Origin of the sequence: Pseudomonas sp. GL-R-26, assembly GCF_019947365.1 — a bacterium.
Lineage (GTDB): Bacteria > Pseudomonadota > Gammaproteobacteria > Pseudomonadales > Pseudomonadaceae > Aquipseudomonas.
Genome location: NZ_JAGYGI010000016.1, coordinates 48,362 through 67,015, shown reverse-complemented (window position 1 = coordinate 67,015; position 18,654 = coordinate 48,362). Strand labels below are relative to the sequence as shown.

Annotated in this window: 21 protein-coding genes; 1 reads left to right on the top strand and 20 read right to left on the bottom strand. The window is 60.4% G+C overall.

The features are described from left to right. Nucleotides 1-2 precede the first annotated feature (2 nt). From KGA96_RS17980 to KGA96_RS17960, 5 genes are all read right to left on the bottom strand, one after another. Nucleotides 3-308 carry an urease subunit beta gene (locus KGA96_RS17980; RefSeq protein ID WP_046039905.1) on the bottom strand — a complete coding sequence of 102 codons (306 nt, stop codon included), beginning with the start codon at nucleotides 306-308 and terminating at the stop codon, nucleotides 3-5. Continuing rightward, a complete protein-coding gene (locus KGA96_RS17975) occupies nucleotides 308-841 on the bottom strand; it encodes a GNAT family N-acetyltransferase (protein WP_046039907.1) in 534 nt (177 codons plus the stop codon). The genes KGA96_RS17980 and KGA96_RS17975 overlap by 1 nt, the downstream gene beginning before the upstream one ends. Nucleotides 842-847: 6 nt before the next feature. After that, complete coding sequence (locus KGA96_RS17970) at nucleotides 848-1,381, bottom strand: GNAT family N-acetyltransferase (protein WP_223514078.1); 534 nt, start codon at nucleotides 1,379-1,381, stop codon at nucleotides 848-850. 9 nt (nucleotides 1,382-1,390) lie between these two features. Further along, on the bottom strand, nucleotides 1,391-1,693 hold the full coding sequence (locus tag KGA96_RS17965; RefSeq protein WP_007945249.1) for an urease subunit gamma: 303 nt from the start codon (nucleotides 1,691-1,693) through the stop codon (nucleotides 1,391-1,393). A 69-nt stretch (nucleotides 1,694-1,762) separates the two neighbouring features. Beyond that, entirely contained in the window at nucleotides 1,763-2,602 is an 840-nt protein-coding gene (locus tag KGA96_RS17960; protein ID WP_046039910.1) for an urease accessory protein UreD, read from the bottom strand. A 251-nt stretch (nucleotides 2,603-2,853) separates the two neighbouring features. On the opposite strand from KGA96_RS17960, the gene KGA96_RS17955 reads away from it, so the two are divergent. Continuing rightward, a complete protein-coding gene (locus KGA96_RS17955) occupies nucleotides 2,854-3,549 on the top strand; it encodes a DUF4329 domain-containing protein (protein ID WP_223514076.1) in 696 nt (231 codons plus the stop codon). A 5-nt stretch (nucleotides 3,550-3,554) separates the two neighbouring features. On the opposite strand, the gene urtE is transcribed toward KGA96_RS17955, so the two are convergent. From urtE to KGA96_RS17880, 15 genes are all read right to left on the bottom strand, one after another. Further along, a complete protein-coding gene (gene urtE, locus KGA96_RS17950; RefSeq protein WP_223514075.1) occupies nucleotides 3,555-4,253 on the bottom strand; it encodes an urea ABC transporter ATP-binding subunit UrtE in 699 nt (232 codons plus the stop codon). 106 nt (nucleotides 4,254-4,359) lie between these two features. Next, a complete protein-coding gene (gene urtD / locus KGA96_RS17945) occupies nucleotides 4,360-5,229 on the bottom strand; it encodes an urea ABC transporter ATP-binding protein UrtD (RefSeq protein WP_046039912.1) in 870 nt (289 codons plus the stop codon). Further along, nucleotides 5,226-6,305 carry an urea ABC transporter permease subunit UrtC gene (gene urtC, locus KGA96_RS17940; RefSeq protein WP_046039913.1) on the bottom strand — a complete coding sequence of 360 codons (1,080 nt, stop codon included), beginning with the start codon at nucleotides 6,303-6,305 and terminating at the stop codon, nucleotides 5,226-5,228. Before urtC ends, urtD begins: the two co-directional genes overlap by 4 nt. Further along, entirely contained in the window at nucleotides 6,305-7,807 is a 1,503-nt protein-coding gene (gene urtB / locus KGA96_RS17935) for an urea ABC transporter permease subunit UrtB (RefSeq protein ID WP_046039915.1), read from the bottom strand. The genes urtC and urtB overlap by 1 nt, the downstream gene beginning before the upstream one ends. A 158-nt stretch (nucleotides 7,808-7,965) precedes the next feature. Continuing rightward, a complete protein-coding gene (gene urtA / locus KGA96_RS17930) occupies nucleotides 7,966-9,231 on the bottom strand; it encodes an urea ABC transporter substrate-binding protein (protein ID WP_046039916.1) in 1,266 nt (421 codons plus the stop codon). A gap of 338 nt (nucleotides 9,232-9,569) precedes the next feature. Further along, on the bottom strand, nucleotides 9,570-9,992 hold the full coding sequence (locus KGA96_RS17925; protein ID WP_046039989.1) for a hypothetical protein: 423 nt from the start codon (nucleotides 9,990-9,992) through the stop codon (nucleotides 9,570-9,572). Between the two features lie 196 nt (nucleotides 9,993-10,188). Further along, nucleotides 10,189-11,199 (bottom strand): FecCD family ABC transporter permease, encoded by a 1,011-nt coding sequence (locus KGA96_RS17920; protein ID WP_046039918.1) that lies wholly within the window; start codon nucleotides 11,197-11,199, stop codon nucleotides 10,189-10,191. After that, a complete protein-coding gene (locus tag KGA96_RS17915) occupies nucleotides 11,196-12,155 on the bottom strand; it encodes an ABC transporter substrate-binding protein (RefSeq protein ID WP_223514073.1) in 960 nt (319 codons plus the stop codon). Before KGA96_RS17915 ends, KGA96_RS17920 begins: the two co-directional genes overlap by 4 nt. Further along, nucleotides 12,152-12,940, bottom strand: coding sequence for an ABC transporter ATP-binding protein (locus KGA96_RS17910; RefSeq protein WP_046039923.1), 789 nt, complete (start codon nucleotides 12,938-12,940; stop codon nucleotides 12,152-12,154). Before KGA96_RS17910 ends, KGA96_RS17915 begins: the two co-directional genes overlap by 4 nt. A 156-nt stretch (nucleotides 12,941-13,096) precedes the next feature. Then, a complete protein-coding gene (locus KGA96_RS17905; RefSeq protein ID WP_223514071.1) occupies nucleotides 13,097-14,476 on the bottom strand; it encodes a PepSY-associated TM helix domain-containing protein in 1,380 nt (459 codons plus the stop codon). Between the two features lie 110 nt (nucleotides 14,477-14,586). Beyond that, nucleotides 14,587-16,704 (bottom strand): TonB-dependent copper receptor, encoded by a 2,118-nt coding sequence (locus KGA96_RS17900; protein WP_046039927.1) that lies wholly within the window; start codon nucleotides 16,702-16,704, stop codon nucleotides 14,587-14,589. A gap of 108 nt (nucleotides 16,705-16,812) precedes the next feature. Next, entirely contained in the window at nucleotides 16,813-17,268 is a 456-nt protein-coding gene (locus tag KGA96_RS17895) for a DUF2946 domain-containing protein (protein ID WP_046039928.1), read from the bottom strand. Between the two features lie 21 nt (nucleotides 17,269-17,289). Then, nucleotides 17,290-17,769: a copper chaperone PCu(A)C gene (locus KGA96_RS17890; RefSeq protein ID WP_046039930.1), complete on the bottom strand. Its 480-nt coding sequence runs from the start codon at nucleotides 17,767-17,769 to the stop codon at nucleotides 17,290-17,292. A 48-nt stretch (nucleotides 17,770-17,817) separates the two neighbouring features. Further along, a complete protein-coding gene (locus KGA96_RS17885; protein ID WP_223514070.1) occupies nucleotides 17,818-18,216 on the bottom strand; it encodes a DUF2946 domain-containing protein in 399 nt (132 codons plus the stop codon). A gap of 110 nt (nucleotides 18,217-18,326) precedes the next feature. Beyond that, complete coding sequence (locus tag KGA96_RS17880; RefSeq protein ID WP_008016808.1) at nucleotides 18,327-18,650, bottom strand: DNA-binding protein; 324 nt, start codon at nucleotides 18,648-18,650, stop codon at nucleotides 18,327-18,329. Nucleotides 18,651-18,654: the final 4 nt, after the last annotated feature.

Genomic DNA, 18,654 nt, shown 5'->3' with positions numbered 1-18,654 from the left:
CCTCAGAGATCACCCATGACCCGACCGGCAAACCCGAACACCCGACGATGCCCCGCCAAATCCACCAACTCCACCTCGCGGCTCTGCCCCGGTTCGAAGCGCACTGCGGTACCGGCAGGAATATTCAAGCGCATGCCACGACTGGCGGCACGGTCGAAAGTCAGGGCGTCGTTGGTTTCGAAAAAGTGGTAGTGCGAGCCGACCTGGATCGGCCGATCACCACTGTTGGCCACTTTCAGGCTGATCGTGCGCCGGCCGACGTTGAGCTCGATCTCGCCAGGCTGGATCTGATATTCACCGGGAATCATCAATGGGCTCCTTGGAGAATCTTGTAGTACAGGGCCGTCGGCTTGTAGCGACCGTTTGGATCGCAGGCGTAGTCGGGGATTTCACCGGCGCGGGTATAGCCCAGTGATTGGTAGAAGTCTTCGGCGGGCGAGCCGGCCTCGGTGTCGAGGTAAAGCATGCCGCGCTTGTGCTGCAGGGCGGCTGTCTCCAGGGCACTCATCAGTTGCTGGCCCAGACCGCGACGTCGCGCATGTTCGCGCACCAGCAGCTTCTGCACTTCGGCGCGGTTCAGGCCGTTGGCTTTCTGGCACAGATTCAGCTGTACGCTGGCCTGCACCTGCTCGTCCTTGACCACCACCCACAGCAACACATTGCCCTTGTTCAGGTTGTCCTGGACCTCATCGAAATAGGCGTGGGCCTGGGTCGCATCGAGGTCAGCCATGAAGCCGACACTGGCGCCATAACCGACGGCATCGAGCAGCAGATCGATCAGGCCCTGACGATAATGCGCAAAGCTTTCGACATTGACGCGTCGCAATTGGGCGGGGTTCATGGGCGATCACTCCTTGTTGGCGGCGGGTGGTTGCGCGCCAGGATTGAGGGTCAGTTGCATGAAGGTCAGGTCCAGCCAACGGCCGAACTTGGTGCCGACCTGAGGCATTTGCCCGGTGGTGATAAAGCCGATGCGCTCATGCAAGCGAATGGAGGCGGCGTTTCCGCTTTCGATGGCGGCGACCATCACGTGCTTGCCGCAGCCTTTGGCACGTTCAATCAGCGCGTCCATCAGTTGCGGGCCGAGGCCGTTGCCGCGCTGGTCGCTGCGCACATAGACCGAGTGCTCGACGGTGTGGCGGAAACCGTCGAAGGGGCGCCAGTCGCCGAACGAGGCGTAACCGAGCACCGTGTCGTCGGCATCGACAATCACCAGAATCGGGTACGCCTGGGATTGCCGGGCGTTGAACCAGGCCTGGCGGTTACCGAGGTCGACCGCCTGCTCGTTCCAGATCGCCGTGGTGTTGAGTACCGCGTCGTTGTAGATGTCGCGGATGGCTGGCAAGTCGGCATGCACGGCATCGCGGATGTGGTAAGTCATGGCGCGGCCTCAGGCGATGGGTTGGTGGACGGTGACCAGTTTGGTGCCATCGGGAAAGGTGGCTTCGACCTGGATTTCCGGGATCATTTCCGGGATGCCTTCCATCACTTGTTCGCGGGTTAGCAGGGTGGTACCGAAGTGCATCAGGTCGGCCACTGTCTGGCCGTCGCGGGCGCCTTCAAGCAGCGCGGCGGAAATGTAGGCCATGGCCTCCGGGTAATTGAGTTTCACGCCACGAGCCAAACGCCGCTCGGCCACCAGGCCGGCGGTGAAGATCAGCAGCTTGTCTTTTTCGCGTGGGGTCAGGTCCATTGTTGCAATCCGTATTCGGCAGTTAAAAGGTCATTCAATCTGAGAGCACAATCCCTGTGGGAGCGCATTTCAAGTGTTCCAAATTCGTGGTGGCATGGCTTCGCGCCCCAGTAGTGTCGGACGCAACAAACGCCACAAGTCAATCAACCATCCTCGCGCCAACAACGCTTCACTGGCCAGACACCGTGCAACCAGCAACCCCGGCAATTGGGTCAGATCCCCGCGCACGTCGTTGGGCAATGAACGGCAGGTTTCCAGCAAGTCGCAATCGATTTCCCCTGTCACCAACAACGTCGCAAACACCGGTTGCCCATCGAGCCCGATGGGCGAATCCAGCAAGCCGTCCGCCCCGACAATGCGCTGGCGTTCATGCCAGAGCAACTGGCCGTCGCGACGGATATCCAGTTGCGCCTGGAAGTGCCCGAGATCGAAGCGTTCGCCGCTGGCCGGACGGCCCAGGGCCACGACGTCCCAGTAGAACAGTCGCGCATCGCCTTCAAGGTCGATGCAAGTGCTGAGTTCAGCCTGGGCAGCGCTGAAAATGATCGTCTCCTGGGGCAGCCATTCCAGTGTCGCACCGGCCGCCACCTTCAACTTCAGCTGCTGATAGGCGGGGCCGGCGGCGCGATACCACTTGGCCGCACCGGGGCTGGTGATTTGTGCCCAGGCATCGCGCTCGACGCTGGCCGAGATGTCCAGCCGATCACCGCCGGCAATTCCGCCAGGTGGGTGGACGATGATGTGCTGGCAGACTTCTGGCCCTTCGGCATACAGGTGTTTTTGCACGCGCAAAGGGCCTTTGTGTCGACGCTGGACCGGGCGAGTGGTGTTGTCGAATCGGGCGTAGCCCAGCTCCAGTTCGGCGTGCCAACTGGGGGTAAACAAGGCGCCAGATGCGGGAAGAGTCATAGTCAGTGCTTATCGTGAGGTCGTCACGATGTTTGCAAAGGCTGTGCCGTAAGGTATCGCAGGCAGGAGGCGGCTATTGCCTGGTTTTACGCACCAACAGGGGGCGCCTCATGAAATACGGCGCAACAAATTGGTGCTTTACCCGTCTTTTAGACATACATATGTACCGCCATCTCTACTCCCGAAGAACTCAGTATCCAGGTGTACGCTCCCTCCTGTTGCGGGGCGACTGAATATTCTGGAGCTTCTTGATGACTAGCCATACAGATCGTGAAAATGCACGCAAACTGCTTGAGCTGCTTGCAAAACTACCATCTGAGCAACCCTCTTCGGCCGCACCCGTGTTGCCACCCTTGAGCCAACCCTTCAATTTTGCGGACGAAGCCGCGTTATGGCTGCACCATCATAAACGCGAGGGCGATAGAGAATATGGTGCGCTCGTCTTGCAGCGCCCTGATGGCAAGTATGTCGCCACAACGCCTATCGAAGGTGAGGCAACTTCATTTGATTTAGAACGTTTGCTGGCATACGACCGTGAGACCCGGACAATCAGTCATCCGGCGGGATATCTTTGCGTAGGCCGTTATCACAGCCATCCGGAATATGCAGAACAGACTGCCCGGTCTCACCCCCACTACAGCGCAGACCAGATCAAGTTGCATCAGGCGCTGCCTTCGACAGTCGATCTCGCTACAACTTTCAGGCATGTCGATGTCTTCAAAAACAATTACATTTCAAGTCACGATGGTTCTCTGGTGGCCTACTCCATCAATCCACAAAACGCATCCGGCAATCCTGGATTCGGACTGGGTTCCACGCCCGAAAGTCGAATCAAGAGGATCGTGACCATTGGCCAGTTGCGTGTCCTTGATCCAGGCACGGTCTGGAGTGGATTTCGCGGCCAGATCACGTCTGATTGGGTTCCTCACCGGGCTGGCGGACAGTGATCGACTCAGATCGTGACGAGCCCACGCACACTTTCGGCCTCCATGTTTTCCCCGCGACCCTGTTGCACGATTTCGCCCCGGGACATCACCAGGTACTGGTCGGCCAGTTCGGCGGCGAAGTCGTAGAACTGCTCCACCAGTAGAATGGCCATGTCGCCCCGGGCCGCGAGTTTTTTGATCACGGCACCGATCTCCTTGATCACCGACGGCTGGATGCCTTCGGTGGGTTCGTCGAGGATCAGCAGGCGAGGGCGGCTGGCCAACGCACGGCCGATGGCCAGTTGTTGTTGCTGGCCGCCGGACAGGTCCCCCCCCCGGCGTTGCTTCATTTGCAGCAGCACCGGGAACAGCTCGTAGATGAACGCTGGCACTTCCTTCGCTTCGCTGCCGGGAAAGCGCGACAGACCCATCAGCAGGTTTTCCTCGACGGTCAGGCGGCCGAAAATCTCCCGGCCCTGCGGTACGTAGGCGATTCCGGCATGCACACGCTGGTGCGGCTTGAACGTGGTGATCGGCTTGCCTTCCCAGTTCACGGCGCCTTCCTTCGCTGGCAGCAGGCCCATCAGGCATTTGAGCAGGGTGGTCTTGCCCACGCCGTTACGCCCGAGCAGGCAGGTAACTTCGCCGACCTTCACGTCAAATGTCAGGCCGCGCAGGATGTGGCTTCCTCCGTAGTACTGGTGCAGTTTTTCGACTTGAAGCATAGGCCCTCCGGGCAGTTGTAAGCAGCAAGCTTCAAGCTGCAAGAAAAAGCCGGATATGACCCAGCTTTAACTTGCCGCTTGTAGCTAAAAGCTTGTAGCTGTCGCGTCAGCGACCGAGATACACCTCGATCACCCGCTCGTTGTCCTGTACCTGCTCCAGCGACCCTTCGGCCAGCACGCTGCCCTGATGCAACACCGTGACGTGGTCGGCAATCGAACCGACGAAGCCCATGTCGTGCTCCACCACCATCAGCGAGTGCTTGCCGGCCAGGCTCTTGAACAGCTCGGCGGTGAATTCGGTTTCGGCGTCGGTCATGCCCGCCACCGGCTCATCGAGCAGTAGCAATTGCGGGTCCTGCATCAGCAACATGCCGATCTCCAGGAACTGCTTCTGACCGTGGGACAGCAAACCGGCGGGGCGATTGACTGAGGAGGTCAGGCGAATGGTCTCCAGCACTTGGGCGATGCGGTCTTTCTGTTCGCCGTTCAGGCGAGCCCGCAGGCTGGCCCACACTGACTTGTCGGTTTTCTGCGCCAGTTCCAGGTTCTCGAACACGCTCAAGGCTTCGAACACCGTGGGTTTCTGGAACTTGCGACCGATGCCGGCCTGGGCGATCTGCACTTCGCTCATTTGCGTCAGGTCCAGGGTTTCGCCGAACCAGGCCTTGCCGTGGCTGGGGCGGGTCTTGCCGGTGATCACGTCCATCAGCGTGGTCTTGCCTGCGCCGTTGGGGCCGATGATGCAACGCAACTCACCGACGCCGATGTACAGGTTCAGATTGTTCAGGGCGCGGAAGCCGTCGAAGCTGACACTGATATCTTCCAGGGTCAGGATGGTGCCGTGGCGGGTGTTCAGGCCTGGACCGACGCGTTGGCCAAGGCCGATGGCATCGCGGCTGCTGCCGGCGTCCTTGTTGGGCTCCACAGGAAAAAAAGCTGGTTCGAGCATGAATTCAGCCGTCGCAGTGACTCTCATAGTTCACCTCTTTTCTTCAGTAGGCCGATCACGCCTTTGGGCAGGTACAGGGTCACGACGATGAATAGCGCGCCGAGGAAGAACAGCCAGTACTCGGGAAACGCCACGGTGAACCAGCTCTTCATGCCGTTGACCACGCCGGCGCCGAGCAACGGACCGATCAAGGTGCCACGCCCACCCAGTGCCACCCAGACTGCCGCTTCGATGGAGTTGGTCGGCGACATTTCACTCGGGTTGATGATCCCCACTTGCGGCACGTACAACGCACCGGCCAAGCCGCACAACACCGCACTCAATACCCACACGAACAACTTGAAACCACGCGGATCGTAGCCGCAGAACATCAGGCGGTTTTCCGCATCGCGCAGGGCAGTCAGCACCCGTCCGAACTTGCTTTGCGCCAGGCGCCAGCCGATGTACAGGCTCGCCACCAGCAACAGCACCGTGGCGAAAAACAGCACGGCGCGGGTGCCGGGTTCAGTGATGCCAAAGCCAAGAATGGTGCGGAAGTTGGTGAAGCCGTTGTTGCCGCCGAAGCCGGTTTCGTTGCGGAAAAACAGCAGCATCCCGGCGAAGGTCAGGGCCTGGGTCATGATCGAGAAGTACACGCCCTTGATCCGCGAACGGAAGGCGAAGAAACCGAACACCAAGGCCAGCAACCCCGGCGCCAAAACCACCAGGCACAGGGTCCAGAGGAAGCTGCTGGTGCCGGTCCAGAACCACGGCATTTCGGTCCACGACAGGAAGGTCATGAACGCCGGCAAGCCATCGCCCGAGGCCTGGCGCATCAGGTACATGCCCATGGCATAGCCGCCGAGGGCGAAGAATAGGCCGTGCCCCAAGGACAGCAGCCCGGCGTAACCCCAGACCAGATCCAGTGCCAGGGCGACGATGGCGTAGCAAAGAATCTTGCCCACCAGCGTCAACGTATAGGCTGAAATATGCAGCGTGCTGTCCACCGGTAACAATGACAGCAGCGGTAGCGCCAACAGCAGAACGAGGATCATTGCACCGACAGCAATCGAGACTTTAGGGCCGGCTTTTTGGGTCGCGGTAACGAGCAGGGGCTGGTTCATCAGTCGATCACCCGTCCTTTGAGTGCGAAGAGACCTTGCGGACGTTTCTGGATGAACAGAATGATCAGCGCGAGGATGAGGATCTTGCCGAGCACGGCACCGATCTGCGGTTCGAGAATCTTGTTGGCGATCCCCAGGCCGAACGCTGCCAGCACGCTACCGGCCAACTGACCGACACCGCCGAGCACCACCACCAGGAACGAGTCGATGATGTAGCTTTGGCCGAGGTCCGGGCCGACGTTGCCGATCTGGCTCAGGGCCACGCCACCGAGGCCGGCGATGCCCGAGCCGAGGCCGAAGGCGAGCATGTCCACGCGCCCGGTGGGTACGCCGCAGCAGGCGGCCATGTTGCGGTTCTGGGTGACGGCACGAACGTTCAGGCCGAGGCGAGTCTTGTTCAGCAGCAGCCAGGTCAGCACCACCACAAACAGCGCAAAGGCAATGATGACGATGCGGTTGTACGGCAGCACCAGGTTCGGCAGCACTTGAATGCCGCCCGACAGCCACGCCGGGTTGGCCACTTCGACGTTCTGCGCGCCGAACACCAGGCGAACCAGTTGAATCAGCATCAGGCTGATGCCCCAGGTGGCGAGCAGGGTTTCCAGCGGACGGCCGTAGAGGTGGCGAATCACCGTGCGCTCCAGCGCCATGCCGATGGCTGCTGTGACGAAAAACGCCACCGGCAGCGCGATCAGCGGATAGAACTCGATGGCCTGCGGTGCGAAGCGCTGGAACATCAGTTGCACCACATAGGTCGAGTAGGCGCCGAGCATCAGCATCTCGCCGTGGGCCATGTTGATCACGCCGAGCAGGCCGAAGGTGATCGCAAGACCCAGGGCGGCGAGCAGCAGTATCGAGCCCAGCGACATACCGCTGAATGCCTGGCCGAGCATCTCGCCAACCAGCAGTTTGCGTTTGACTTGAGCGAGGCTGGTTTCGGCCGCCGTGCGCACATTGGCATCGGCCTCAACGCTAGGTTCGAGCAAGCCTTCGAGGCGTGTGCGGGCTAGCGGATCACCGGTTTCGCCGAGCAAGCGCACAGCGGCCAGCCGTACAGCCGGGTCGGCATCCACCAATTGCAGGTTGGCCAGGGCGAGGCTCAGTGCGGCATGAACGCTCTCGTCCTTCTCGCCCGCCAGTTGTTGGTCGAGGAATTTCAACTGCGCCGGCTTGGCGCTTTTCTGTAGTTGCTGCGCGGCGGTCAGACGGAGTTTGGCATCGGTGGCGAGCAACTGGTGACTGGCCATGGCCGTGTCGATCAGACCCCGCAGGCGGTTGTTCAGACGCAAGGATTTCGGCTGGCCGTCGACGCTCAACTCGCCTTGTTGCAGGGCGTTGATCAGTTCGATACGGGCCGGATCGGGTTGCGCGGCCCAAGCTTCCAACAGCCTGGCTTGCTGCACGGGATTGGCGGCGACGAAGTCTTCGGCGTCACCGGCGTGAGTGGCCATCGGCAGTAAAAATGCGATGGCCAAGATGAGACGATAAAGGGCGGTGGGCATAGATAGTCGCCTTGAAGCGGACATTGTAGGAGCGAGCCTGCTCGCGATAGCGGTTGTTCAGTCACAGAAGTGTTGAACGTGCCGCCGTCATCGCGAGCAGGCTCGCTCCTACAGGGATTTGTGTCGGGCCCGAATGCTTGGGCCCGACATCCAATGGCTCAGTTGCTCTTCACCGCATACTCCGGTTTCTTGTCGTTGCCCGGGATGAACGGGCTCCACGGCTGGGCGCGGATCGGCCCTTCGGTCTGCCACACCACGTTGAACTGACCGTCGGCCTGGATCTCGCCGATCATCACCGGCTTGTGCAGGTGGTGATTGGTCTTGTCCATGGTCAGGATGTAGCCGGACGGCGCGGCAAAGGTCTGGCCGGCCAGGGCTTCGCGGACTTTGTCGACGTCGGTGGATTTGGCTTTTTCTGCCGCTTGCGCCCACATGTGGATACCGACGTAAGTGGCTTCCATCGGATCGTTGGTCACCGCTTTGTCGGCGCCCGGCAGGTTGTGTTTCTTGGCGTAGGCTTTCCAGTCATCGACGAACTTCTTGTTCACCGGATTCTCGACCGACTCGAAGTAGTTCCACGCCGCCAGGTTGCCCACCAGTGGCTTGGTGTCGATGCCGCGCAGTTCTTCTTCGCCGACCGAGAACGCCACGACCGGAACGTCGGTGGCTTTCAGGCCCTGGTTGGCCAGTTCTTTATAGAACGGCACGTTGGAGTCGCCGTTGACGGTGGAGATAACCGCCGTCTTGCCACCGGCCGAGAACTTCTTGATGTTGGCGACGATGGTCTGGTAGTCGCTGTGGCCGAACGGGGCGTAGACCTCTTCGATGTCCTTGTCGGCCACGCCTTTGGAGTGCAGGAACGAACGCAGGATCTTGTTGGTGGTGCGTGGGTAGACGTAGTCGGTGCCGAGCAGGAAGTAGCGCTTGGCGCTGCCGCCTTCTTCGCTCATCAGGTATTCAACGGCAGGGATCGCCTGCTGGTTCGGCGCTGCGCCGGTGTAGAAGACGTTTGGCGACATCTCTTCGCCTTCGTATTGCACCGGGTAGAACAGCAGGCCGTTGAGTTCTTCGAACACCGGCAGTACCGATTTGCGCGACACGGAAGTCCAGCAACCGAACACCACGGCGACCTTGTCCTGGGTCAGCAATTGACGGCCCTTCTCGGCGAACAGCGGCCAGTTCGATGCCGGGTCGACCACCACCGGCTCCAGCATCTTGCCGTTCACGCCACCCTTGGCGTTGATCTCATCGATGGTCATCAGCGCCATGTCTTTGAGCGACGTCTCGGAGATCGCCATGGTTCCGGACAACGAATGCAGAATACCGACCTTGATGGTCTCGGCGGCCTGGACAGTCCAGGTCATGCCCATCGCGGCAATGGATGCCGAGAGTGTGAAAGCCTTGATCAAACTGCGACGCTTCATTGTGCGATCTCCATGAACTTATGAGTTTTCTTGGTTGGCAGATGCGGACTACTGAAGGTGTGTTTTGCAAGGGCTGTGCCCGGTCGGCAAAAGGCAGGGAAATGTCGTTTTAGAGCGGTTGAACGGTTTGATGGCGCACCATGAAGGATCGCGTCTGGCGCGTTGGTGCGAAGAGTTGCGCCAGATTGGGGCGGGTAGCATCGATCAATTGTGGGAGCGAGCCTGCTCTCGATAGCGCTGGGTCAGTCAACATTGGCATTACCTGAAATACCGCAATCGCGAGCAGGCTCGCTGCCACAGGATTCAACAATGGGTATCAGTTTTGTAAGCGACGAATGTCAGCTTTTAATGCAGGTTTCAAAACCATGTCCGCCACCTTCGTACTCCGGGCCGTAGTAGTACTTGGTAAATGAAGTCTTTCCGTCAGGGGTTGAAGCAATTTTCGCAATCCCGACGCCGTAATCCTTGAGCGACGGATCCGTATGGGCAAAGTAAATCGCCAGGGAACTCAAGTTGGCGGCAGCAAATCCGTCATACCGGGAGTTGTCGAGCAACGTCAGCGTAAAGCCGTAGGCACCGTGTTCGCCGGTACTCTGTTCGGCATTGAGCTTCATTTCGACAACACCTTCAAAAGGACCGATATGGCTGTCCATTCCGGTGCATTGATACCGGCCGCTGTAGTCGACGCCAGTAAAGGGTGGCTGCACTGCCCATGCGGGCGCTGAAACAAGTGCAATGGATGCGATGAACTTCTTGAACATGTTTACCTCTTCCGCTCTTGTAGGAGTTGTGGCGATTAGATTGTAGGAATAATCGTCATTGAAGTGCGCGAGCGTTTTATAGTTGAACTCGCGAGTGCGGAGTATGAACATGATAGTGAACTTGTTAAGCGTTAACTCAATACGAGGTTTTTCCAGGCGTAAATGCAGCTTTGAAACTTTTTAATTAAATACGGCGTTAACGACGTCGCATCAAGCCGATGAAGAACACCCCACCAATTGCTGCAGTGGCAACACCGATGGGCAAGTCTTCGGGGGCGATCAGTGTCCGGGCGGCGACATCGACCCAGACGAGAAACACGCTGCCGAGCAACACGCACACCGGCAGTAATCTTCGGTGTTCAGCCCCGACCAGGCGCCGCGCAATGTGCGGCACCATCAGCCCGACAAAACCGATCGAGCCGCTGATCGACACCAGAACCCCGGTCATCAATGACGCAATCAGAAACACCCGCAGGCGCACAGTGCGTGCATTCAGGCCCAGGGTCACCGCTGTCTGTTCGCCGGCCATCAGCGCATTCAGCGGACGCGCCATGCCCAACAGCAACATCAGCCCGAGCAACACACTGGCTGTCGGCACCGCCAGCAGCTCCCAGCGTGCCAACCCGAGCCCGCCGAGCATCCAGAACATCACCGCTGAACTGGCCCGATGGTCGCCCATGAACAGCAGCAAATTGGCAATCGCCATCATCACGAACGACACCGCCACGCCGCACAGCAGCAAGCGGTCACTGTCGAGGCGACCATGACGACTGGCGATCATCAGCACCACCAGCATGCTCAGCAATGCCCCGATGAATGCGGCGATCGGCAAGGTCAGCAGGCCAACGATTTCACCGACATGCAGCACCACGATCACTGCGCCAAGTGTGGCACCGGAAGTCACGCCGAGCAGGTGCGGGTCAGCCAACGGGTTGCGCGTGACCGCTTGCAGCACCGCGCCGATCAGCGCCAGGCCGGCGCCCACCAGCGCGCCGAGTAGCATGCGCGGGACGCGGATCAGCCAGACGATATGTTCCTGTCCGGGGGGCCAGTCCGACACACCGAAACCGAACAGCTTGTGCAACAGGATGCGCCACACAACATCCAGCGGCACCCGCGCCGGGCCGAAACCCAAGGACACCACGCACGACACCAGCAACAGGGCACCGAGGGCGATCAGCAACAGGGCGTAGCGACGGTTGATCATTCGCCGTGGAAACCCTTGGCCAGGGTGGCGACTGCCAGCACGTTATCGATCCCCGGCGTAGCCTGCACGTAAGGGATGACGATGAAGCGCCGGTGCTTGATCGCATCCACCGATTGCAGGGCCTTGTTGCTCAGCAGGAATTGAATCTTCTGATCGGCAGTGATTTCGCTGTAATCGACGATCACGATCACCTGCGGGTTGCGCTCAACCACGGTTTCCCAATTGACCCGGGTCCAGCTCGCGTCGACATCCTCCAGGACATTGCGCCCGCCAGCGGCGTCGATCAGCGCTTGCGGCATGCCCAGGCGGCCCGAAGTCATGGCGCGGTCTTCGCCGCTGTCGTACAGGAAGACCCGCGGTTTTTCCGCAGGCAGGTCTTTGCGAATATTCGCGACTTGCGCCTGCATGTCGGCAATCAGGGCATTGGCGCGGTCCTGCACGTCGAAGATTCTGCCGAGGTTGCGCAGGTCGTTGTAGGTGTCTTCGAGGCTGGCCGGCGGGCGCTTCATCACGAACGCGCAGGATTCGCTCAGCTCATACACATTGATGCCCAGCGGTTGCAGGGTTTGTGGCGTGAGATCGCCGCCGATACGCATGCCGTAGTCCCAACCGGCGAAGAAGAAATCGACGTTGGCATTGAGCAGGGTTTCCACCGACGGGTACTTGGCCGCCAGTTCCGGCAGGTCTTCGAGAATGCCCTGCATCTCGGGCGTCACGGCCTTCCAGCCACTGATGCCGCTGTAACCGGCCATCTGCGGCTTGAGGCCGAGGGCGAGCATCATCTGAGTCATGTTGATGTCGTGGCTGAGGGCGTGTTTTGGTGCCTGCTTGAAGGTTACCTCGCGGTTGCAGCTTTTGATTGTCAGCGGGTAGCGGGTGGCTTCGGCCAATGCCTGGGCGCTGCCCAGCAGCATCGCGAGACAGAGGCAGGAGCGCAGCAGGGAACGCAAAGTCATGGTTGGGTTATCCAGGTGATTCGTGGGTAGCTGTGCAGCGGATGTTTATCGATCAGCGCTTCGACGCCGAACACACTGCGCAGCAGCGCAGCCGTCAGGACTTCTTTCGGTGTGCCGCTGGCGACGATACGACCATGGTTGATCACGTACAGCCGATCACAGAAAGCCGCCGCCAGATTGAGATCGTGGATGCTCGCCAGGGTGCCGATGTTCAAGCGCTTGACCAACTGCAAAAGCTCAAGCTGATAGCGCGGGTCGAGGTGGTTGGTCGGCTCGTCGAGGATCAGTAACTGTGGTTGCTGGGCCAGGGCGCGGGCGAGGATGACTCGCTGTTTTTCACCACCGGAGAGGGTGGCGAACCCGTGGTCTTCGAAGCCCTTGAGGCCGACGGATTCCAGGGCCTGATTGATCAGGTCGCGGTCTTCAAGGGTGTCGCCATCGAACAGGCCTTTGTGCGGCGTGCGGCCCATGGCGACCACCTCGAAGACGGTCAGGCCGAAGGCATCAGGGAATTCCTGCAACACCACGGCGATGCGTTGTGCGCACCAACGTGAGGATTGTTTCCAGACGTTCTGGTGATCGAGCCTGACCTCGCCGCTTTCCGGTTTATTGAAGCGCCAGGCACAGCGCAACAGGCTGGTCTTGCCGCTGCCGTTGGGGCCGATCAGCCCGACGAACTCACCGGCGGCAACGTGCAGCGAGGCATCACGCAGCTGGAATTGGTGATGGCAATGGCCGTGACCCAGTGGGGACCAGGTGAGGTTTGTGAGGTTCAGCGAGGTCATGCAGTGGCTCTTGAGGTGATGCCAAGGGCCCCATCGCGAGCAAGCTCGCTCCCACAGGTCTTACGCAATCCCTGTGGGAGCGAGCTTGCTCGCGATGGGGCTGAGTTGATGCGCGGGGAGTTTACAGTGCCTTTCGCCCCGCGCATCTCGCCTGTTTCAAGATGAAGATGAGGCCGATTCAGTTTGCCGGGTGAAGCGCGAAAGCAGCACACGATCCAGCACCCACACCACCACCAGCGAAGCGCCCACCAACGGGAAGGCCACCGCCAGGGCGAACATGATCACCATCGCGGTTTTCCATTTCGGCAGGTCGTGGCGTAGCGGCGGCACACCGAGTTTTCCCTGCGGGCGGCGCTTCCACCAGATCACCACGCCGCTGACCGCGCTGAGCAAAATCATCAGGCAGATCAGCAACACCACGATCTGGTTGAACACGCCGAACATTTTGCCCTCGTGCAGCATCACGCCGATTTCCGTGGCTCGGGCGACGGTGCCGTACTGCTCGAAACGTACATCGGCCAGGACCTTGCCGGTGTACTGATCGATGTGCAGCGTGGCGTCATTGCGCGGGTCGTCGGCGAACACGGCGATGGTGAACACGCCGGTTGCAGTGGTCGGCAGGGTGATGCTGTAACCCGGTTCGACCTTGCGTTCGCTGGCGATGTTTTGTACGTCCTGCAGGCGGATGGTCGGCGAGGCCGGGCCGGCCGCTGCGCCGTCGTGGGCCATGTGCTCGGCATGGTCGCCGGACATCGGCATCGGCGTGTTTTCCATGGCCCACGGCACGGTCTGGCGGGTGGCGGTGTTGAGGGTGCGCGCCTCGACGTCGGACTTCGGCACGTCATCCCACATGGCCGCCGGGAACACGTTCCACACTTCGGCATATTGCTTGCCCCAGAAGCCGGTCCAGGTCATGCCACTCAGCAGCATCACCAGCAGCAGGGACGCGCCCCAGAACCCGGTGACCGCGTGCAGGTCGCGCCACAATACGCGACCCCGACTGTTCAAACGTGGCCATAAAATGCCGGCGGCCTGCCCGCGCGGCCACCACAGGAAAATGCCCGACACCACCAGCACCACGCCCCAACCGGCGGCCAGTTCGATCAGTCGATCACCAACGGTGCCGATCATCAGCTCGCCGTGAATCGACCGGGCAATGGCTTGCAGGTTCTTCTTGGCGTCTTGCTCACCGAGGATGTCGCCGTGGTACGGATCGACGAAAACGTTCAGCTCCTTGCCGCCATTGAGCACGACAAACTGCGCGCTGCGTTCGGCGTTGACCGGTGGCAGGTACTGCTTGATCGTGGCTTGTGGGTACGCGTCTTTCACGCGCTTGAGCAGGTCGTCGGCCGGGACCGTGTGATGACCGGCCGGGACGTTGAGCAGGCTGCTGTACATCAGCGAGTCAAGTTGCGGTTTGAACAGATAGATGGTGCCGGTCAGGGCCAGCATCACCATGAATGGCGCAACGAATAATCCTGCATAGAAATGCCAGCGCCAGGCCAGGTTGTAGAAATTCACTTTGGGCTGTTTCATCACGTGTGCTCCGCTAGGCTGGATCTTTTAGTTGTTTGTTTTGCGGTTGCTGCGCAACCGATCGCGGGCAGGCTCGCTCCCCTGTAGGAGCGAGCTTGCTCGCGAAGCTTTTAGAAACTCATGTCCACCTTGGTCCAGAGCGTTCGCCCCGGTTCCTTGATGGCTTGCGGGTCATTGGCCGGGTAGCCGAAACCGGCGTTGCCGGCCAGGTTCAAGTGCTCGGCGTAAGCCTTGCCGAACAGGTTGTCGACGCCGCTGCTGACCTTCCAGTTGCTGTTGATCCGATAGGCACCATTGAGGGAGAACACGCCGAAGCCCGGCGTCTTGCCGAAATCCTTGCCGACCACGTTGCCCTTGTTCTGGTCGATGCGGTTTTGCGCGGCGACCACTCTCCACAGTGCGCCGGCGCTCCAGTTATCTTCGCTGTAGGTCAGACCGAAACGGGCATCCAGCGGCGGCATTTGCGGCAATGCACTGCCATCGCTGCTGTTCTTGCCCCAGGCGTAGGCCAGGGTCGCGTCGGCTTTCCAGTTGTCAGTGAGGTTGTAGGCGGCGCCCAGTTCGCCGCCCATGATTCGCGCGTCGATGTTTTCGGCTTGCGAGGTCGTACCCATCATCGTCGGGGTGTAGTTGAACAGGATGTAATCGCGCACCTGCCCGACGTAAGCCGAGGCCCAGGCTTCGAGGTCTTCGGTCTTGTATTGCAGGCCGAAATCGAGCTGGGTGGTTTTTTCCGGCTTGATCGAATCGAAGGCATTCACCGAACCGGCGGGGCCGGACTTGGGTGAAAACAGCTCCCAGTAATCCGGGAATCGCTGGGTGTGACCGAGGCCGGCATACAAGGTGGTCGGGCTGTCGGCCAGGTCATGCTCGTAGCGGATGAAACCGCTCGGCAGGGTATCGGCGCGGGTGTCGTCGGCGGTCGGATTCGGGCGGGTCATCATGCCCGAGCCGATGGTCTGCCGATAATCCTTGGCCGAGGCGCGGTCCAGGCGTGCGCCACTGATCAGGCGGTCACGGTCGGCGGCGTACCAGGTCAGTTCGCCGAACACACCGTAGTTATGGAAGTCGGCATCCTTGGTGTACGGCAGGTCCTTGTAAGTGTCGACACCCATGGCGCCGCGCTGGCGATGCTCGTTGGTCTGCGCATCGATGCCGCTGATCAGCTGCACATCAGCCCAGCGCCAGGTGGCCTTGACCCGGGCGCCGAGGGTGCGGCGGTCGACGTTGGAGGCCATGGGACCGGCCATCATCCCGGTGCCGGATGGCGTGCGCAGGGTGTAGTTGTCCATCACGTGGTCGGCGTAGTTGTAGTAGACCTGCGCCTCGACCTTATCCAGCACCTCGCCGATGTTGGACTGTTCGAAGCGCAGGCCGAGGCTTTCGCGCAGGAACTGCGAACCGTCCATGCCGCGCCCGGCGTAGCGGGCTTCACCATCGCCACGGCCGGCGGTCAGTTCCAGCAAGGTGTCGGTATTCGGCGTCCAGCCGACGGCCACGTCGCCGTTCCATTTGTCATAGCGCGACGCCACGGTGTCGTTGTTGCCGTCCTGGTAGTCGTCGGAGTGCGCGGTGTTGCCGATGACCCGCACATAACCCGATTGTCCACCGGCTGCGGCATCCACCAGTTTGTCGAAGCGACCGTAGGAACCGGCCAGCACGCTGGCGTTGACCCGTGTGCCGAGTTCACCGAAGTGCTCCGGCTCACGGTCGAACAGAATGGTCCCGGCCGAAGAACCCGGTCCCCACAGCACGGTTTGCGGGCCTTTGATCACGGTGAGCTTGTCGTAGGTTTCCGGCGAGATGTAGGAGGTCGGTGCATCCATCCGGCCCGGGCAAGCGCCGAGCATCATGCTGCCGTTGGTGAGGATGTTCAGGCGCGAACCGAACATGCCGCGCAGCACCGGATCGCCATTGGTGCCGCCATTGCGCACCATGGCGAAGCCCGGAATGGTCTTCAGGTAATCGGCACCGTCACTGGCCGGCACGGGTTGGCGCGGGTCCTTGGGGTTTGTGACGATGGTCAAGGGCGAACTGGGTGCAACGGCGGTAATCACCGTCGGGCTCAGTTCTTCAGTGTGACCGGCATGGTCATCGGCCAGTGCAGAAGGCGCCAGCAAAGCACCGCACAGGATCGCGGTGGCGTACCTGAAACGAATGCCGGATTCGTTCAGGGCAATAGAGGCTTGGGCAGGGCTCAAGCACGGGACAGCGGAAAACCTGGACATGACAATTTCCATCGAACAGTCGTAAACGACACGGCCGGCAGCCAGCGCAATCCCTGTGGAATTGAGCGTTGGTTGTCTTGCGGACCGTGTGAAATCAGAAGTAAGTGTTTACGCGACGACGGGCGGGGCGCGGGTGCGGGCGCCGGGGAAGAAGGTTTGCCGGGCATGGCCCAGGCGTGGGGAGGGGGTGGTGAAGGTGTTGACGGACGGGATGACGAAGTTGGCGAAAGACACGCCACCGGTCAGCGCCGGGCAATTGAACAGCAGGCTGCAATAGCCGCACTTTTCCCACAGCACATGGTGCCCCGGGGCTGGCGGGCAATGCTCTGCGGTGGCTTGCGTGGAATGGTCGGCATGCTCCATCGCCGACATGTCCATCGGCATGTCCATGCTCATACCGGCAGGCATGCTCATCGACATGGCGCGCGAATCCATCGGCATCGACTGAGAAATCAGCGGACCGATAAAGATCATCAGCATGGCGAACAGGCTGACCCAGCTGCCGCGTGTCAGGCTCAATGCCTGATTGCGTGACCTGGATGACCTGGCGCTAAGCGGGCGCATGGGCGTTTTCAGTTCAGGCGATTACGGCTTGTGCACGTGCGCTTGCATGGCGTCCTGCGCCTGCTTCTGCACCGCGACTTCGACCGTCACGTCACCAGACTTCTCGAAGTGCAGCGTCATGGGGAAGCGCTTGCCATCAACTAGCAGGCTGCGGTCCTTGAGGCCCAGCAACATCACGTGATAGGCCATGGGGGCGAAAGTAACCTCGCCACCGGCGGGCACTTCCACGCTCGGTACGTGCTGCATTTTCATCATGTCGCCTTGCATCACGTGCTCATGCAATTGCGCTTCGCCCGCAATGGGGGTGTCGACGCTGAGCAGGCGGTCGGCGGTCTTGCCTTGATTGTTGATCACGAAATACGCCGCAACGGTGGGTGCATTGGGCGGCAACTCCTGGGACCACGGATGAGCGATTTCCAGTGTGCCGACCTTGTATTCGTGGGCATTGGCAAAGCATGCAGGCAGCAGCAACGCAGCCAGAACGATGAGTTTGTTCAACATGGCAGTTCTCCGGAACGATTTAAAAACGCAGTCAATTGCGAGAAAAAATCACACCAGAGGGGACGCGCGGGGGTTGAGACTCGGCCATTGCTGGCGCGGTGAGGGGCTTTCGAGCGAGGTGGCGGGCAGGCTTCGGTTGGATTCGAAGTGCGCGAAATACAGCTGTGGCGAATGTCCCGGCAACGCCACCAATGGTGCAGAACCCGAGCAGCACCAGCAATGCTGCATGTTGGAATGATCGTCGCTTTGCGGGGCTTTCTGTTCAAGGTCCCCGATGGAAATCGCCACCATACGGGTGCCGCTGGAACTGCAGAAACTGCCCCACAACAACTGTTCGGCTGGTGACTTCGCCGTTTGCGCCATCGCTCCGGACATCGGCATGGCGAGCATGTTGAACAGCACTGCGAAGCAGGCTATCCAGGCAATTGCGAGCCGTTGTCGGGACATGGGACAAAATCCGTTTGGGTGGGCGATCAGGCGCGGGCTATTTAGCCTGATCAGGGCCGATAAGTAAAAAGACGGCGTGCGGTTTGGTGTCGCAGCACAAAGACGTCAGCTCAGTGCGCACGTACCGCATGTACTTGTATTTCTACTCCAAGCGTAGCGCGAATTACGGCGAATATTGCAGCCAGGTTGTCCATGCTTGGGTTGCCTTTGGCGGACAACATTCGATGGAGGCTTTTGCTGGGCTTTGCCGTTTCCTTTGCCAGTTCTTCAAAACCAACGGTGGCGTTGATGAGGTCGCGAAGGATGATCCGCGCCATTTCGGGTTCGCCGTTAAGAAACAGAGTAGCAGCCTCATCCAACAGTGCCTGGGCGAACTCGGGATCACGTTGGGCGCGCTCGGCAATGGTGTGTTTGTAGCTTCTGGTGAGCGCCATGACG

Coding starts and splice junctions, on each gene's coding strand:
- KGA96_RS17905 (WP_223514071.1), bottom strand. CDS start 14,476: ATGAAACAGCCCAAAGTGAATTTCTACAACCTGGCCTGGCGCTGGCAT.
- KGA96_RS17955 (WP_223514076.1), top strand. CDS start 2,854: ATGACTAGCCATACAGATCGTGAAAATGCACGCAAACTGCTTGAGCTG.
- KGA96_RS17880 (WP_008016808.1), bottom strand. CDS start 18,650: ATGGCGCTCACCAGAAGCTACAAACACACCATTGCCGAGCGCGCCCAA.
- KGA96_RS17975 (WP_046039907.1), bottom strand. CDS start 841: ATGAACCCCGCCCAATTGCGACGCGTCAATGTCGAAAGCTTTGCGCAT.
- KGA96_RS17915 (WP_223514073.1), bottom strand. CDS start 12,155: ATGACTTTGCGTTCCCTGCTGCGCTCCTGCCTCTGTCTCGCGATGCTG.
- KGA96_RS17960 (WP_046039910.1), bottom strand. CDS start 2,602: ATGACTCTTCCCGCATCTGGCGCCTTGTTTACCCCCAGTTGGCACGCC.
- KGA96_RS17885 (WP_223514070.1), bottom strand. CDS start 18,216: ATGTCCCGACAACGGCTCGCAATTGCCTGGATAGCCTGCTTCGCAGTG.
- KGA96_RS17895 (WP_046039928.1), bottom strand. CDS start 17,268: ATGCGCCCGCTTAGCGCCAGGTCATCCAGGTCACGCAATCAGGCATTG.
- KGA96_RS17900 (WP_046039927.1), bottom strand. CDS start 16,704: ATGTCCAGGTTTTCCGCTGTCCCGTGCTTGAGCCCTGCCCAAGCCTCT.
- urtE (WP_223514075.1), bottom strand. CDS start 4,253: ATGCTTCAAGTCGAAAAACTGCACCAGTACTACGGAGGAAGCCACATC.
- KGA96_RS17965 (WP_007945249.1), bottom strand. CDS start 1,693: ATGGACCTGACCCCACGCGAAAAAGACAAGCTGCTGATCTTCACCGCC.
- KGA96_RS17925 (WP_046039989.1), bottom strand. CDS start 9,992: ATGTTCAAGAAGTTCATCGCATCCATTGCACTTGTTTCAGCGCCCGCA.
- urtC (WP_046039913.1), bottom strand. CDS start 6,305: ATGAACCAGCCCCTGCTCGTTACCGCGACCCAAAAAGCCGGCCCTAAA.
- KGA96_RS17970 (WP_223514078.1), bottom strand. CDS start 1,381: ATGACTTACCACATCCGCGATGCCGTGCATGCCGACTTGCCAGCCATC.
- urtD (WP_046039912.1), bottom strand. CDS start 5,229: ATGAGAGTCACTGCGACGGCTGAATTCATGCTCGAACCAGCTTTTTTT.
- urtA (WP_046039916.1), bottom strand. CDS start 9,231: ATGAAGCGTCGCAGTTTGATCAAGGCTTTCACACTCTCGGCATCCATT.
- KGA96_RS17910 (WP_046039923.1), bottom strand. CDS start 12,940: ATGACCTCGCTGAACCTCACAAACCTCACCTGGTCCCCACTGGGTCAC.
- KGA96_RS17890 (WP_046039930.1), bottom strand. CDS start 17,769: ATGTTGAACAAACTCATCGTTCTGGCTGCGTTGCTGCTGCCTGCATGC.
- KGA96_RS17980 (WP_046039905.1), bottom strand. CDS start 308: ATGATTCCCGGTGAATATCAGATCCAGCCTGGCGAGATCGAGCTCAAC.
- KGA96_RS17920 (WP_046039918.1), bottom strand. CDS start 11,199: ATGATCAACCGTCGCTACGCCCTGTTGCTGATCGCCCTCGGTGCCCTG.
- urtB (WP_046039915.1), bottom strand. CDS start 7,807: ATGCCCACCGCCCTTTATCGTCTCATCTTGGCCATCGCATTTTTACTG.